This window comes from Flavobacterium sp., from assembly GCF_041911335.1.
Lineage (GTDB): Bacteria > Bacteroidota > Bacteroidia > Flavobacteriales > Flavobacteriaceae > Flavobacterium.
On sequence record NZ_JAYRPD010000033.1, the window covers coordinates 38,324 to 53,451 of the forward strand.

General features: G+C 32.3%; 14 protein-coding genes and 1 other RNA gene. 6 read left to right on the forward strand and 9 right to left on the reverse strand.

Annotated features, from left to right (window positions below):
• Window positions 1–24: 24 nt before the first annotated feature.
• Window positions 25–123: signal recognition particle sRNA small type (gene ffs, locus ACE3PD_RS04495), an RNA gene on the reverse strand.
• 88 nt (window positions 124–211) lie between these two features.
• Between ffs and ACE3PD_RS04500 the strand changes: the two genes are divergently transcribed.
• Window positions 212–1,255, forward strand: coding sequence for a glutaminyl-peptide cyclotransferase (locus tag ACE3PD_RS04500; protein WP_374399930.1), 1,044 nt, complete (start codon window positions 212–214; stop codon window positions 1,253–1,255).
• 55 nt (window positions 1,256–1,310) lie between these two features.
• On the opposite strand, the gene ACE3PD_RS04505 is transcribed toward ACE3PD_RS04500, so the two are convergent.
• From ACE3PD_RS04505 to ACE3PD_RS04515, 3 genes are all read right to left on the reverse strand, one after another.
• Window positions 1,311–1,775, reverse strand: a complete 465-nt coding sequence (locus ACE3PD_RS04505; RefSeq protein ID WP_374399932.1) for a hypothetical protein — start codon at window positions 1,773–1,775, stop codon at window positions 1,311–1,313.
• Window positions 1,776–1,859: 84 nt separating this feature from the next.
• Window positions 1,860–2,249 (reverse strand): hypothetical protein, encoded by a 390-nt coding sequence (locus ACE3PD_RS04510; RefSeq protein WP_374399934.1) that lies wholly within the window; start codon window positions 2,247–2,249, stop codon window positions 1,860–1,862.
• A 34-nt stretch (window positions 2,250–2,283) separates the two neighbouring features.
• Window positions 2,284–3,234, reverse strand: coding sequence for an NAD(P)H-dependent flavin oxidoreductase (locus ACE3PD_RS04515; protein WP_374399936.1), 951 nt, complete (start codon window positions 3,232–3,234; stop codon window positions 2,284–2,286).
• A 180-nt stretch (window positions 3,235–3,414) separates the two neighbouring features.
• On the opposite strand from ACE3PD_RS04515, the gene ACE3PD_RS04520 reads away from it, so the two are divergent.
• On the forward strand, window positions 3,415–5,955 hold the full coding sequence (locus ACE3PD_RS04520; protein ID WP_374399938.1) for a zinc-dependent metalloprotease: 2,541 nt from the start codon (window positions 3,415–3,417) through the stop codon (window positions 5,953–5,955).
• Between the two features lie 59 nt (window positions 5,956–6,014).
• Here the strand turns inward: ACE3PD_RS04520 and ACE3PD_RS04525 are convergent, their stop codons facing one another.
• The 3 genes from ACE3PD_RS04525 to ACE3PD_RS04535 all read right to left on the reverse strand — a co-directional run bounded on the left by ACE3PD_RS04525 (window position 6,015) and on the right by ACE3PD_RS04535 (window position 9,686).
• The gene (locus ACE3PD_RS04525; protein WP_374399940.1) at window positions 6,015–6,635 is read right to left on the reverse strand and encodes a hypothetical protein; all 621 of its coding nucleotides are present in this window, start codon (window positions 6,633–6,635) and stop codon (window positions 6,015–6,017) included.
• Between the two features lie 120 nt (window positions 6,636–6,755).
• Window positions 6,756–8,642, reverse strand: a complete 1,887-nt coding sequence (gene dnaK, locus ACE3PD_RS04530; RefSeq protein ID WP_374399942.1) for a molecular chaperone DnaK — start codon at window positions 8,640–8,642, stop codon at window positions 6,756–6,758.
• A 144-nt stretch (window positions 8,643–8,786) separates the two neighbouring features.
• Window positions 8,787–9,686, reverse strand: coding sequence for an EamA family transporter (locus tag ACE3PD_RS04535; RefSeq protein ID WP_374399944.1), 900 nt, complete (start codon window positions 9,684–9,686; stop codon window positions 8,787–8,789).
• A 148-nt stretch (window positions 9,687–9,834) separates the two neighbouring features.
• Here ACE3PD_RS04535 and ACE3PD_RS04540 point away from each other — a divergent pair, with 148 nt between their 5' ends.
• A complete protein-coding gene (locus ACE3PD_RS04540; RefSeq protein WP_374399946.1) occupies window positions 9,835–11,250 on the forward strand; it encodes an L-serine ammonia-lyase in 1,416 nt (471 codons plus the stop codon).
• Window positions 11,250–11,624, forward strand: a complete 375-nt coding sequence (locus tag ACE3PD_RS04545) for a DUF2809 domain-containing protein (protein ID WP_374399948.1) — start codon at window positions 11,250–11,252, stop codon at window positions 11,622–11,624. Before ACE3PD_RS04540 ends, ACE3PD_RS04545 begins: the two co-directional genes overlap by 1 nt.
• Here the strand turns inward: ACE3PD_RS04545 and ACE3PD_RS04550 are convergent.
• Together ACE3PD_RS04550 and nhaD are read right to left on the reverse strand one after the other, a co-directional pair.
• Complete coding sequence (locus tag ACE3PD_RS04550) at window positions 11,598–12,032, reverse strand: nuclear transport factor 2 family protein (protein WP_374399950.1); 435 nt, start codon at window positions 12,030–12,032, stop codon at window positions 11,598–11,600. The genes ACE3PD_RS04545 and ACE3PD_RS04550 overlap by 27 nt on opposite strands.
• A 10-nt stretch (window positions 12,033–12,042) precedes the next feature.
• Complete coding sequence (nhaD, locus tag ACE3PD_RS04555; protein WP_374399952.1) at window positions 12,043–13,329, reverse strand: sodium:proton antiporter NhaD; 1,287 nt, start codon at window positions 13,327–13,329, stop codon at window positions 12,043–12,045.
• Between the two features lie 131 nt (window positions 13,330–13,460).
• On the opposite strand from nhaD, the gene panB reads away from it, so the two are divergent.
• A complete protein-coding gene (gene panB / locus ACE3PD_RS04560; RefSeq protein WP_374399954.1) occupies window positions 13,461–14,279 on the forward strand; it encodes a 3-methyl-2-oxobutanoate hydroxymethyltransferase in 819 nt (272 codons plus the stop codon).
• A 2-nt stretch (window positions 14,280–14,281) separates the two neighbouring features.
• Window positions 14,282–14,977, forward strand: coding sequence for an RluA family pseudouridine synthase (locus tag ACE3PD_RS04565; RefSeq protein ID WP_374399956.1), 696 nt, complete (start codon window positions 14,282–14,284; stop codon window positions 14,975–14,977).
• Window positions 14,978–15,128: the final 151 nt, after the last annotated feature.

The following is a 15,128-nucleotide window of genomic DNA, read 5'->3' on the forward strand; positions in this document are numbered from 1 at the left end:
GGACAACAATTCAAAAGAAATAAAAAATGGCAAGCGACCTACATCGCACCGCTACAACCACATACCTTTGCTGTGTTCCCACCCTGGAGGAGTCTGCAGGAGCTGGTCGTGTAGGACTTGCCGGTGCAAATATACAACCTTTTTATATTTTTGCAAGGCAATTGTGAGTATAAAAAATCATTGTATATTTACGGTAATAAATATTTCAACCATGTTAAAAGTTAAGCTATTCGCTTTCATTGTTTTAGGTGTAATTTCTACGTCATGTAAAGATGATGAAAATGCATTAAAAAATTTATTTTCGATTGAAAATCCTACTATAAAACCAATTCTTAAGCTTGAAGAAAGCATTGATTTGGTTCTTCAAAACAAAGAAAACAAAACAATAGATTCTGTTGTTTACTACATTAACGAAGTTAAAATTGGTTCGGTAAAAGGGAACGAGAAATTACCTTTCGCCTTGAACAATCAGAAACTAGGAAACCAAACTATTAAAGCTTTAGTTTATTTCGAAGGGCAAAATATCGATATTACTTCTGGATTCTCCATTTATGCTAGTACAGAACCAAAGATTTTGAATTATAAAATTGTCAATACGTATCCGCATGATATTAATGCTTATACACAAGGATTTGAATTTTATAATGGCGTATTATTAGAAGGAACTGGTCAATATAAAGAATCAACTTTAAGAAAAACCGATTATAAAACAGGAAAAGTAACCGAACAAATTAAGCTAGAAGACAAATATTTTGGTGAAGGAATTACGGTTTTAAAAGACAAAATCTATCAATTGACTTGGAAAGAAAAAACGGGTTTTGTTTATGATGCCAAAACATTTAAATTAGAAAAAACATTTTCATTTGACACCGAAGGCTGGGGGATTACTAATGATGGTGAGAAATTATACATGAGTGATGGCTCTGAAAAAATTTATATTTTAAATCCAGAAACTTTAAAAGTTGAAGATTATATAAACGTTTACACGAATGGTGCAAAGATTGAAGCCGTAAATGAAATGGAATGGATTAATGGAAAGATATGGGCTAACATTTACCAAAAAGATGCTATTGCGGTAATTAATCCAAAAACAGGAGCTGTAGAGAACGTAATCAATTGTCATGATTTAAGAAGCAAAGTAACACAACACCAAGAATTAGATGCGTTTAATGGAATTGCCTACAACCCAGCTACCAAAACCTATTTTGTTACTGGTAAAAACTGGGATAAAACATTTGAAATAATAGTTGAATAATTTTCATAAAAAACATAAAAAAAGCCTCATTTCTGAGGCTTTTTTACTTTTAAATTTAATTGGTAATAACATCTAACCATTTTTTAGCAATTCTAAACTCTTCTCCGATGATGAAATTTTTAGCATCGGCATGAAAGAAAACTAAATGAATTTCTTTGTGGTTACTTAAGGTTAAATGCAATGCCAATTTGTTGATTTCATGATTGTTTTTTGGGACGTTTCCATGTTTATCAAATTGAAAAAGTGAACATTTCTTAACTTCTTTAACATTGATAACTTCTTTCATAGAATGCTCTTCTCCATTTCCAAAAAAACACAATTCATCTCCTTTAATTCCAATTCCTGAATTGTTTGACCAAAAATCGGTATCTGAGAACTTGGTGTTTTTATCTGATGATAATTCGTTTAAGGTATTTAATAATTGATTTTTTCTTTTTTTAATATTGTTATTGATGATGAAAATAGGAATAATGATTAATGAAAAAAATACGATTCCTATAACTGTGTTGGTAATATCCATTTTGAATTTATTTTTAAATTAAGTATATAATAAAATTTCCCAAGTATACTATTTACAAGGGATTAACGAAACTTAAAATAAATTTTACCAAAAATAATGAAACGGAAAAATGATTCTAGATGTGTTTAAAAACGGATGTAAAAGGTTCTTCTTAACAAAGAAAACTTCAAAACTATTTTTATTAAATATTTCTAATTGAACGAAGGAAGTTGGTAATAAAAACGAAGGAATTTGTTTTCTAGCAATTTCCGTTGAACCCGAATAATTTTGACTCGTTTTTAATGAAATCGATTCTTTTTGAATTCCCTCCTGATTATAATCAATTTTTCCTTGACTAAAATGAAGCGAAATTTCTTTTGTAGATTCCTTTTTTATCGGTTGAGAAATAGCCGAAGTATCATTACTATGTAACAACAGATAACCGAATACGAAAATGGTTAAAGCAGTAACAATATAATGAGCGACTCTTTTCAATTGGTTTATTTTTGCAAATGTAAATATAAATGAACTACTTAACTAATTTAGATACAATTTCAGAAACGGGCAAAATAGCTTTGGTATCTTCAATACTTGGTCCAGCTACCCAAACGGTTTTATAAGTTACTTGCGTAGCTGCTTTTTCAGTGGCCTTCATTCCAATGTAAAAACGAATCATTTTGACCCATTTTTTAAGGCTTTTATTCTTATTTAGCAAAGTTTCTAACCAAGTCTGTTTAGTTCCTACTTTTTGAACATATGGTGTATTTATAACAGTACATGGTGTTCCCGAAATACGTTCTGTCATTACGATATCTTTTGCACCATAATCCACACAAGCTTGTTTGTATTCTTGTGAAACGCCTGCTTCATTTGAGGCAATAAACGGACTTCCTACTGAAACTCCAACCGCTCCATAACTTAACATCTTATCCAAATCAGCTTTATTCCCTACTCCACCGGCTGAAATAACAGGTAATAAAGTATTTTCATTTAAAGATTTTATTAATTCTTCTGGACTTATATTTCCTCTATGTCCACCTGCTTGATTGTTTACTGCGATTAAAGCATCGGCTCCTAAACTTTCTACTTTTTTTGCGAAAGATAAATCGGTAACATCACAAAAAACTTTAATTCCTGCTTTATGTGCTTCATTTATAGTTTCTTCAGGAGAACCTAACGAAGTTAGAATAAAATCCACTTTTTCTTCACATAAAATACGTAACTGTTCTTTGTATTTTACGTTAGATTTATTAACAATTAAATTAAACCCAAAACTTCCACCTGGAACTTTAGCCGCTTTTAATTCGTGAATAGCAGATTTTAATTCTTCTAAAGTTCTATAATTCAACGCTGGAATACAACCTGCAACGCCACTTTTCATTCCTTCAACAACCATTTTAGTATTCGAAACTAAAAACATTGGAGCCATAATAACAGGATGTGTAATTTGTAAAAGCGAAGTCAGCGATTGTTTTTCCATAATTTTAAAATTTAAATCAAATATAAGAAAAATAAAATATTATGCATGCATATAAAAATTATTAATTCTTTCTTTTTAATAAAAAATGTGATAACAAATGTTAAAATTCTTAATAAAAACTTAATATGAAAAGGTTAATTTAAAGATTAGAATAAATTTGATAAAAATAACCTAAACAAAATGAATAAAAAACTAACCATCCTGAGTTGTCTTTTTATTTTCTTTTTAACGGCTGACACATTTGCCCAAAAGAAGAAAAAAGACAAAAAGAAACCCACAACTGAAGCGGTTGCATCTGATACTAAGAAAACTGATGCAAAAAAAGAGCCTAAACCTTACAAAAGAGTAATTGATTCCACTGCGGTTACCCAAAAAGGGTTAATTGATGTCCACAAAGTTGGAGATAAATATCTTTTTGAGATTGCTGATTCTTTAATTGGAAAAGAAATCATGACCATCACCAGATATTCTAAAACTCCTGCTGGAGGAGGAATTTTTGGAGGTGAAGAAGTAAACAGACAAGTAATTAAGTTTGAAAAAGGACTGAACCACAACATTTTAGTTCGTTCTGTAACTTACGTCATTGCTACTCCTGATGAAGACAAACCAATTACAAAAGCGGTTAAAAACTCAAGTGCAGACCCAATTATTGGAAACTTTGATGTTTTAGCATACAAAAAAGATGCTAAAGGAAAAGAAAATGTAGGTTATGTTATCGACATGACTGCTGCTTTTGACTCTGATTTACAGACTTTTTCTTTAAGTCCAATGAACAAACAAATGTTAAAAGTTCAAGCATTTCAAAAAGATCGTTCGTTTATTCAAAGCATCAAAAGTTTTCCGATAAACACTGAAATCAGAACTGTAAAAACTTTTACTACAGTTCCTAGACAAATTTCTATGACACCGGCACCAAGAATTGGGACAGATTTACCCGCTGCTTTAGATGCTGGAGTTTTGACATTTGAGTTTAACACTTCTATGATTTTGTTACCTCAAAAGCCTATGCGTAAAAGAGCTTTTGATAAGCGTGTTGGATATTTCGCAAACGATTATGATGTTTTTGAAGAAGATTCTCAAAAAGCAGACAAAGAAATTTTTGCGGTAAGATGGAGATTAGAACCTAAAAATGCGGAAGACGCTGAAAAACAAAAAAGAGGGGAATTAATTGAACCTAAAAAACCAATTGTTTATTACTTAGATCCTGCAACACCAGACAAATGGAAGCCTTATATCAAGCAAGGAATTGATGATTGGCAAGAAGCGTTTGAATTCGCAGGTTGGAAAAACGCTATTCGTGGAGAATACTGGCCTGAAAACAATCCTGAAATGAGTTTAGAAGATGCTCGTTTTTCAGTATTACGTTATTTTGCTGCTGATATTCAAAATGCCTATGGACCAAATGTGCATGATCCTAGAACAGGTGAAATCTTAGAAAGTCACATTGGATGGTACCATAACATTATGAGTTTATTACGTGATTGGTATTTAATTCAAACTGCTGCGGTAGATCCTGCTGCCAGAAATATCAAATTTGACGATAAATTAATGGGCGAATTAATTCGTTTCGTTTCAGCTCACGAAGTGGGACATACTTTAGGATTACGTCACAATATGGGAGCGAGTTTTGCTACACCAGTTGAAATGTTAAGAGATCCTGAATTCCAAAAGAAAAACGGTCACACTTCTTCTATCATGGATTATGCTCGTTTCAATTACGTGGCACAACCAGAAGATGGTGTAAAAGATTTATTCCCAAGAATTGGTGACTATGACAAATGGGCTATTAAATGGGGTTATTCTTATTTCAAAGATGCAAAAGACGAAGATACTGAGAAAGCATTATTGAATGAAATGACTAAAGACGCATACAAAAATCGTCGTTTGTGGTTTGGTACAGAAACAAATCCATATGATCCACGTTATCAAACAGAAGACTTAGGAGATAATGCTATGAAAGCTTCTGAATATGGAATTAAAAACTTAAAAAGAATTTTACCAAACTTAATTGAGTGGAGTAAAGAAAATGGTGAAGATTATGATGAATTAAACGGATTGTACAACTCATTAACAGGTCAGTACAGACGTTACATGGGACATGTTACTAAAAATGTTGGAGGTATTTACGAAACACCAAAAACCTATGACATGGAAGGTAACAAATATGAAGTAGTTCCATCATCAATTCAAAACGAAGCGGTTGCTTTCTTAAATGAGCAATTATTTAAAACGCCAAAATGGTTATTAGATCAAAATGTATTATCTAAAATTAAACCAGAAAATGGAGTTGAAGCGATTAAATCAATTCAAGATGGTACTTTATCAAGTTTATTAGCTGGAGATCGTTTAGTTCGTTTATTAGAGACATCTTCTCAAAGTAAAGCAAACTACTCAGTTGATGAATTAATGAGTGATTTAAGAAGAGGAATCTTCTCAGAATTGAAAACAAACGCTCCAATTGATATCTACAGAAGAAATCTTCAAAAATTGTATGTATCAAAATTAATTGAAACAATGTCTAGTGATAAAACTAATGTAGCTTTCTTCAACGGAAGAAGAATTGTTTTAGCTGACACTGATATTCCATCAATTGCTCGTGGTCAATTGAACGAATTGAAAAATCAATTAAAAGCCGCTGCAGCTGTTTCTGCTGATAGATTAACTAAATTCCATTTAAATGATTTAGTAGCAAGAATTGAAAATGCAATGAAACCTAAATAAACTAGTAAGTTAAAAACAAAAAGGGATGACTTAATTGTCATCCCTTTTTTATATTATAATTATTTTTTCTTTTTTGTTCCTGAAGTTTTTGGAGCTCCTTTAATTTCGTACTTACTTGACGCAGTGTTATAGACATAAGTACTATTCTGTGTTTTGGTCTTTAAATTAAAACTTCCATCTGAATTCAGTGTAAACTCGAAACCTTCACTTCTATTCTTTTCAACGTCATGAGAAGCCGTTTTATTTTTATCCAAAAAAACTGTTTCTTTTATATGAGATGATTTATGCATGTTTCCTAACAAAAGAGTTTTAGTTTCAGTATCCCAAATTTGATCTTCTGTAACTACCCCATTTTCTTTTTTTAGCTTCGTATCAACTTTAATTTCTTCTTTCCAATTTACATAATAAAACTTCTTACCTTGAGTTGTGAAACTTTTCACGGTGAAATTGGTTGGTTTAAAATCAACTTTATCTAATTTTTTAACTTCTAATGTATCTACTTTTCCTTCATTTTTAACAAATAGCACTACTCGCTTTCCTTTTTTTTCCGAAATTACTTCGGCTGAAATATTATCAACTTTAGTTAAAAGAACATTTTTTGGAGTAGGTTTTCCTTTGCCTTTTTGAGCAAATCCAATAGTTGACACTAATAAAACAAGAAGTAAAAATAGTTTTTTCATAATAGTAGGTTGTTAAATTAAGTTCCTAATATACAAAAAAATAGATACGATTGATTTTTATGAAATAAAAAAACCGAATCTGTAATGATTCGGTTTTTAATTTATTTACGTTTAAGTAAATTATTTCACTTCTTCGAAATCTACATCTTGAGTTTGATCTCCTGAAGCATTTGCTTGAGGTTCTGCTTGTGCAGCGCCACCTTCAGCTTGTGCTTTGTACATTTCTTCTGATGCATTTTTCCAAGCTTCATTGATTTTATCTAAAGCTGGAGTAATAGTTGCTACATCTTTAGTTTCGTAAGCTGCTTTTAATTCATTTAAAGCACTTTCGATTGCTCCTTTATTAGCTTCTGATAATTTATCCCCAAACTCACCTAATTGTTTTTCTGTTTGGAAAATCATAGAATCAGCTTCGTTTAACTTGTCTGCTCTTTCTTTAGCTAATTTGTCTGCTTCTGCATTCATTTCAGCATCTTTTTTCATTTTCTCGATTTCTTCTGGAGTTAATCCTGAAGAAGCTTCGATACGAATATCATGTGATTTTCCAGTTCCTTTATCTGTAGCAGAAACTTTGATGATTCCATTTGCATCAATATCGAAAGTTACTTCAATTTGAGGAACTCCTCTTGGTGCTGGTGGAATACCATCTAAATGGAAACGACCAATTGTTTTGTTATCATTTGCCATTGGTCTTTCTCCCTGTAATACGTGGATTTCTACCGATGGTTGGTTATCTGCTGCAGTTGAGAAAACTTGTGATTTTCTTGTTGGGATAGTCGTATTAGCTTCGATTAATTTTGTCATTACACTTCCCATAGTTTCAATACCTAATGAAAGTGGTGTAACGTCTAACAATAATACGTCTTTTACTTCACCTGTTAAAACTCCACCTTGAATAGCAGCTCCAATTGCTACTACTTCATCAGGATTAACTCCTTTTGATGGTTTTTTGTTGAAGAATTTCTCTACTTGCTCTTGGATAACCGGGATACGAGTTGAACCTCCTACTAAGATCACTTCGTCAATATCAGAAACTGATAAACCTGCATCTTTTAACGCTTTAGCAACTGGCTCCATAGAACGTTTTACCAAAGATTCAGCTAATTGCTCAAATTTAGCTCTTGTTAATGTTTGAACTAAGTGTTTTGGTCCAGAAGCCGTAGCTGTTACGTAAGGCAAGTTGATTTCTGTTTGAGTAGAAGCTGATAATTCAATTTTAGCTTTCTCAGCTGCTTCTTTTAAACGTTGTAATGCCATTGGATCTTTACGTAAATCAACACCTTCAGCAGCATTGAACTCGTTAGCTAACCAATCGATAATTACTTGGTCGAAATCATCTCCTCCTAAGTGTGTATCTCCATTTGTAGATAATACTTCGAAAACTCCGTCTCCTAATTCTAAGATAGAAATATCAAAAGTACCTCCACCTAAATCGTAAACTGCGATTTTTTGGTCTTTTCCTTGTTTGTCTAATCCATAAGCTAAAGCCGCTGCTGTAGGCTCATTAATAATACGCATTACTTTTAAACCTGCAATTTCACCCGCTTCTTTTGTAGCTTGACGTTGTGCATCGTTAAAGTAAGCTGGAACAGTAATAACTGCTTCAGAAACTGAATGACCTAAATAATCCTCAGCTGTTTTTTTCATTTTTTGAAGTGTCATTGCAGACAATTCTTGTGGTGTGTATAAACGTCCATCGATATCAACACGTGGCGTATCGTTGTCCCCTTTTACTACCTTGTAAGCTACAGTTGAAGCTTCTTTTGCACTTTCAGTGTACTTGTTCCCCATAAAACGTTTGATAGATGCAATCGTTTTTGTTGGGTTAGTTACTGCTTGTCTTTTTGCCGGATCTCCAACTTTAATTTCTCCACCTTCTACAAATGCAATAACAGATGGTGTTGTTCTTTTTCCCTCTGCGTTTGCAATTACAACAGGTTCTCCACCTTCCATTACAGCCACACATGAGTTGGTTGTTCCTAAGTCGATTCCTATAATTTTACTCATTTTTATACTTGTTAGATTTTAAATTTCAATTTTAAACTCGATGACTTTAATTCAATGATTGTGCCATTACAAAAAATAAGGAAAATTGACAGAAAATAGCTTTTGTCAGGTAAAACAAACTGACAAAATGTCGTTTTGATGTGATTATTTCACTCTATTCTGTCTTAGATTTTTAAAATTCGTCAGGTTAAAAACCAAGATAGAAATCAAAATCAAGGAGTAAGAAATGATTTGGGCAACCGAAACCGATTCTTTGAAATAGAAAATCGCTAAAAAGAAATGAATCAACGGATTGGTATACATTAAAATCCCAACGGTAGAAGAATTTAATCCTTTTAAAGCATATAAATTCAGGAATAAAGGAATAATTGTGAAAACAATTACAATAATTAAAATTAACGAATAAAACAAAAAATCGGCTGGAACAACTCCACCATAATTAGGATAAAAAGGTAATAAAATAGCTGATGAAATCACCATTTGAATGGTCAATATCAAGAATTTATCAAAATCACTATTCTTTCTTTGGGAAACCAGATAAAATCCGAAACTTAAAGCGATAATTACACTGTAAATTAAATCTTTAAAATTTCCGTAAGACAATATTATACAACTAATTACACACAATCCTACAGCAATCCATTGCCAAACATCTATTCTTTCTTTCAATAATATAAAAGCTAAAACCGTAGTTAGAATGGGGCAAATAATATAAGCAAACGAAGCCGATTGTAAGCTAACGTGATTCACCGCATAAATGAATAAAAACCAATTTAATACTAGCAAAAGTCCTCCAACAATCGTCATAATTACAGCTGATTTTTGTTTTTTCTTTGAAAGTTCTTTAAACGTTTTCTTCGCTTCAATAACAACTGATTTTCTAAAAAACAAATTAATTACCAATAAGAAAGCCGTAGCAATAAAAACTCGGAAGAATAAAATATCTAACGAAGGATAATCCGTTAAAGGCTTCAAAGCCAAGCTGAAAAATCCCCAAATAATAAAGGCAATAAGAGCAGCTAAAAAATACTTATTTATTGGCATTACTTTTTTTTGCAAAAGAACTAAAAAAGAAGGAAATCAAATCCCAATTTTATGTTATTAATTCAAAAGATTTATAACAATTGAACTGTTTTACGTGTTGTATAATTTCAATTTTAAAAACTATCTTTGCTATACTAAATAACTATTTATGGAATGTATTTCTGTTTTTGATATGTTAAAGATTGGTGTAGGACCTTCGAGTTCTCACACTCTTGGACCATGGAGAGCTGCCGAACAATTTTTAAAAGAATTGCGCAATCGCAATCTAATTGATAACATAATTGGTGTCAAAGTAGATTTATATGGTTCCTTATCATTAACAGGAAAAGGGCATGCAACAGATTTAGCAGTAATGCTTGGTTTAAGCGGCGCTGATCCAGAGTACATACCTGTTGAAAGTATTGATGTGATTATTTCGGCTATCAAAAACAAGAAAGAAATTTTCTTAGGAAATGAAATTTTAATTCCGTTTTGTTTTGAAACGGATATTGTTTTCAACCGAAACTTTTTACCTTTTCATGCCAACGGATTAACTTTTACAGCCAAAACTGATACCGAAACTTTCTCGGAAACCTATTATTCTATTGGTGGCGGATTTGTTGTAAAAGAAAAAGAAGATCGTCATAAAGAAGAAATTTTACATACTTTTCCGTTTCCAGTTGAAAAAGCCGATGAACTTTTAGCATTCTGCAAAGCAGAAAACAAGAAAATTTCGGAAATCGTATATGAAAATGAGAAAACCATGCGTAGCGAAGAAGAAATTCACAACGAATTGCTTCGCATTTGGGATACGATGCTAGAATGTATGTACATTGGTTGTCATTCGGAAGGCATTCTTCCTGGTGGACTTAATGTTAGAAGACGAGCGTATGACATGCACAAAAACTTAATTGGTGTTTTACCTTACGAAGACCCATATTCTTGGTTACAAATCATTAGACAAACCGAAGTTAAATTCCGTCAGATTTTAAAATGGGTAAGTTGTTTTGCTTTGGCTGTAAATGAAGTAAATGCTTCGTTAGGTCGAGTAGTTACAGCGCCTACAAACGGAAGTGCAGGAGTTATTCCAGCCGTTTTGATGTATTATTTGGTAATCGAAAATCATGAAGCTGGCGAAAAAGAAATCAAACAATTTTTAATGGTGGCGGGCGAAATTGGCTCTATCTTTAAAAAAGGAGCTACTATTTCAGCAGCTATGGGTGGTTGTCAGGCGGAAATTGGTGTTTCGAGCGCTATGGCAGCCGCAGCTTTATGTGAATTGATGGGCGGAACTCCAGCTCAAGTTACTATGGCAGCCGAAATTGCAATGGAACATCACTTGGGATTAACTTGTGACCCGATTGGTGGTTTGGTGCAAATTCCGTGTATTGAAAGAAATACTATGGGTGCAATTAAAGCCATAAATGCAGCCGAATTAGCCTTAGAAACCGATGCTTTAAATGCAAAAGTGCCATTAGACAAAGTAATCAATACCATGTGGGAAACAGCTAAAGACATGAATACCAAATACAAAGAAACTTCAGAAGGTGGATTAGCAGTTGCGGTTGGATTAGCAGATTGTTAATGAAAAACGAACGACCAAACTATTTTATTTCAATCTTATTAATTTTAATTCTTGGAATACTTTCAAGGAAAATATCGGGCATTCCATTGTTTATTGGAGATATTTTGTATGCTGTTTTGATTTATTTTGGGTTTCGATTTTTAATTATGGATTCGAAAAAATCAACCTCACTCCTATTGAGTTTACTTTTTTGCTTTGGTATCGAAATCTTACAATTGGTTCAAATCGATTGGTTAATAGCTATTAGAAAAACCACTTTAGGACATTATATTTTGGGTGAAGGTTTTCTTTGGTTGGATTTACTTTGTTATGTAGTGGGAACTTTGATGGCTTATTATCTCGACAAATTATTTCTTTCTTCTCGTATCAATTAAATGAATAATTTGCCATTTCCCGTTGTCATTATACAAGGTAAAAGCGTTGGCACCAATATGACTTAGCTTATCATTTACATAAAATTCATACGGAGTCCAAACGTGTGCTAAATTACCATCTATTTCTACTTTATAATCAATAAGTTTTTCAAATATTTTCATATTTGCGGGAATAGTCGCAATTGAATTTAAAAACTCATCAAATTTTTCGTCATTTAATTTATTCCCTTCTCTCGTATTGGCTATAGTTCGCATTACAATTTCGGGATGACACAATTGTTTTAAAGTAAGTGTGTCTTTAGCATGAAAAGCAGTAAAAAAATCATCTACTACTTTTTTTGGATTCGATTCTTGAGCTAAAATAGAAGTTGATAAACTAAAAGTAAATACTAATACTAAAAATTTCATAACAATAGTTTTAATGAATTAGTATTCCAATCAATAAATAAGTTACAATTCCTGCTATATAACCTGCTACAGCTAAAGGTGTGATTTTCTTTAAATACCACATAAAAGTAATTTTTTCTTTTTCCATAATAGCAACTCCTGCTGCAGATCCAATAATCAACATACTTCCTCCAGTTCCTGCACATAATGCAATAAATTCCCATAATGAATGATCCATTGGATAATCTGTTAAAGAGAACATTCCTTGTGTTGCTGCTACTAAACTTCCATTATCTACAATTGATGACAATACACCTATAGCTACAATCATTGCGTTTGTACTTGGTAAATTTTCCTCTAAGAATAATGCCATCTGTGATAAAATATTTGCCTCTTGTAATGCAAAAACCATCAATAAAATTCCCATAAAATACAAAATAGAACTTACATCTACTTTTGAAAGCGCAGATGCAACAGAATATTTTTCTTTTTCTTCCTGAGTCTTATTCCTATGATAATTAATCGACACTAATGACACAAAAGCTAGAGAAATCAAAACTCCAATAAAGGGAGGTAATCCCGTTATTGTTTTTATAACTGGAACCATTACCAATCCAAAGACTCCTGCTAAAAAAACACTTAAACTTCCTTTCATCTTTTCCTCTCTGATAGCATCAGCCATAGAAATTTGGGCTCTGAGTACCGCAAAACCTTTCATTTTATAACTCGCTAATAATAATGGTATAAACAGCACCATAATAGAAGGCAATAAAAGTATTTTAACAATTCCGACAGCACTTACCTGACCTCCAATCCATAATAAGGTTGTGGTAACATCGCCTATTGGACTAAAAGCACCTCCTGCATTTGCAGCAATTACTACTATTCCAGCAAGAGTCATTCGGATTTCTCCTTTAGGCATTAATTTTTTTAAAAGCGTTATCATGATAATTGCAGTAGCTAAATTGTCCAATAATGCAGATAAAACAAAAGTAACTACACCAACAATCCAAAGAAGTTTCAACACGGATTTTGTTCGAATACGATGCGTAATTACTGTAAAACCTTTGTGTAAATCAATCAATTCAACAATTGTCATTGCCCCTAAAAGAAATATCAATAATCCTGAGATTTCTCCAAAATAAGCAATTAATTTTTCCGAAACTTCGTGGTGATCCCCTTCATTGAAAACAGCTAGTACAACCCAACAAAGTGCTCCAGTTAAAATTGCAGTTATTGTTTTATTTATTCGTATTGGAGATTCAAAAATTACAAGTATATAGCCAATTAAAGCAACTAGAAGTAATGCAGTTATCATTTTTTTACATTTAAAACGACACTAAATTAACACATTAATTTAACATTAATTTAATATTTGATAAATATTTTTTTTGGGCAAAAAAAGAAAATAACATTTAGTACCTTTGTGTTTTAAATACCAAAAAAATCATGTCAGTAGCGAAAAAAGATTACAAAAGAATTACTACAAGAACTTTAATAGATATGAAAGAAAATGGGGAGAAGATTTCCATGCTGACTTCATATGACTACACAATGGCTAAAATAGTTGATTCTGCTGGAGTTGACGTTATTTTAGTTGGTGATTCTGCAAGTAATGTTATGGCGGGACATGAAACTACACTTCCTATAACACTAGATCAAATGATTTATCATGCATCAAGTGTGGTTAGAGCCTGCGAAAGAGCTTTAGTTGTTGTAGATTTACCTTTTGGAAGTTACCAATCAGATTCTAAAGAAGCCTTGCGTTCTGCCATTAGAATTATGAAAGAAAGTGGCGGACATGCTGTAAAATTAGAAGGTGGAAGTGAAATTAAGGATTCTATCAAGAAAATATTAAACGCTGGAATTCCTGTAATGGGACATTTAGGTTTAACGCCGCAATCGATTTATAAATTCGGAACTTACACTGTAAGAGCTAAAGAGGAAGCTGAAGCTGAAAAATTAATCGAAGATGCAAAAATGTTAGAGCGTTTGGGTTGTTTTTCATTAGTGTTAGAAAAAATTCCAGCAGCTTTAGCTGAAAAAGTAGCTAAAAGTATTTCGATTCCTGTAATTGGAATTGGTGCCGGAGGCGGTGTTGACGGTCAAGTTTTAGTAATTCATGACATGTTGGGAATGAATAATGAATTTAGTCCAAGATTCTTACGTCGTTACTTGAATTTATATGAGCAAATGACACAAGCCATTGGACAATATGTTACGGATGTAAAATCGCAAGATTTCCCTAATGCTAATGAACAATATTAATTGTGTCTACTAAAGAAATTTCAACTAAAAACAATCTCCAAATTCTGCACGAAGACAATCATATCATTGTCATCAATAAACGTGTAGGCGACATTGTTCAAGGTGACAAAACAGGTGACAAACCACTTTCGGATGTTGTCAAAGAATACATCAAAGAAAAATACAATAAGCCAGGAGATGTTTTTTTAGGTGTCGTACATCGTTTAGACAGACCAACTACTGGAATTGTGGTTTTTGCTAAAACATCAAAAGCTTTGTCACGTCTAAATGAGACTTTTAAAAATAGAGAAACTCAAAAAACATATTGGGCAGTAGTGAAAAATTGTCCACCAAAAGAAAAAGACACTTTGGTTCATTTCTTAAAAAGAAATACGAAAAACAATACTTCAAAAGCTCATCTAAAAGAAGTTCCCGAAAGCAAAAAAGCAAGTTTAAGCTATCAAATCATAAAAAAATTAGATAATTATTTTGTACTTGAAATCGATTTACATACAGGAAGACACCACCAAATAAGAGCACAACTACAAGCGATAGGCTGTCCAATCAAAGGCGATTTAAAATATGGATTTGACCGAAGCAATCCAGATGGAGGAATACATCTACATGCTAGAAAATTAGTTCTAACACATCCTGTTTCAAAAGAAATTATTACATTTATTGCACCAACACCAAAAGACAATATCTGGAACTCAATTTAATTATTTTAATCTAACCCGTTGGGTGTAATTATTTGAGAGAAAAAAGAGAGAATTTAGTGAAAAAAAATGGTTTAGATATTGTTCAAGATACTGAAATTCAGTATCTTGATGTCGTCAAACAAAACAATATCTATGTCAAATATAGTAAAAA

Coding starts and splice junctions, on each gene's coding strand:
- nhaD (WP_374399952.1), bottom strand. CDS start 13,329: ATGATAACTGCATTACTTCTAGTTGCTTTAATTGGCTATATACTTGTA.
- panB (WP_374399954.1), top strand. CDS start 13,461: ATGTCAGTAGCGAAAAAAGATTACAAAAGAATTACTACAAGAACTTTA.
- ACE3PD_RS04500 (WP_374399930.1), top strand. CDS start 212: ATGTTAAAAGTTAAGCTATTCGCTTTCATTGTTTTAGGTGTAATTTCT.
- ACE3PD_RS04525 (WP_374399940.1), bottom strand. CDS start 6,635: ATGAAAAAACTATTTTTACTTCTTGTTTTATTAGTGTCAACTATTGGA.
- ACE3PD_RS04550 (WP_374399950.1), bottom strand. CDS start 12,032: ATGAAATTTTTAGTATTAGTATTTACTTTTAGTTTATCAACTTCTATT.
- ACE3PD_RS04515 (WP_374399936.1), bottom strand. CDS start 3,234: ATGGAAAAACAATCGCTGACTTCGCTTTTACAAATTACACATCCTGTT.
- ACE3PD_RS04545 (WP_374399948.1), top strand. CDS start 11,250: ATGAAAAACGAACGACCAAACTATTTTATTTCAATCTTATTAATTTTA.
- ACE3PD_RS04535 (WP_374399944.1), bottom strand. CDS start 9,686: ATGCCAATAAATAAGTATTTTTTAGCTGCTCTTATTGCCTTTATTATT.
- ACE3PD_RS04540 (WP_374399946.1), top strand. CDS start 9,835: ATGGAATGTATTTCTGTTTTTGATATGTTAAAGATTGGTGTAGGACCT.
- dnaK (WP_374399942.1), bottom strand. CDS start 8,642: ATGAGTAAAATTATAGGAATCGACTTAGGAACAACCAACTCATGTGTG.
- ACE3PD_RS04505 (WP_374399932.1), bottom strand. CDS start 1,775: ATGGATATTACCAACACAGTTATAGGAATCGTATTTTTTTCATTAATC.
- ACE3PD_RS04520 (WP_374399938.1), top strand. CDS start 3,415: ATGAATAAAAAACTAACCATCCTGAGTTGTCTTTTTATTTTCTTTTTA.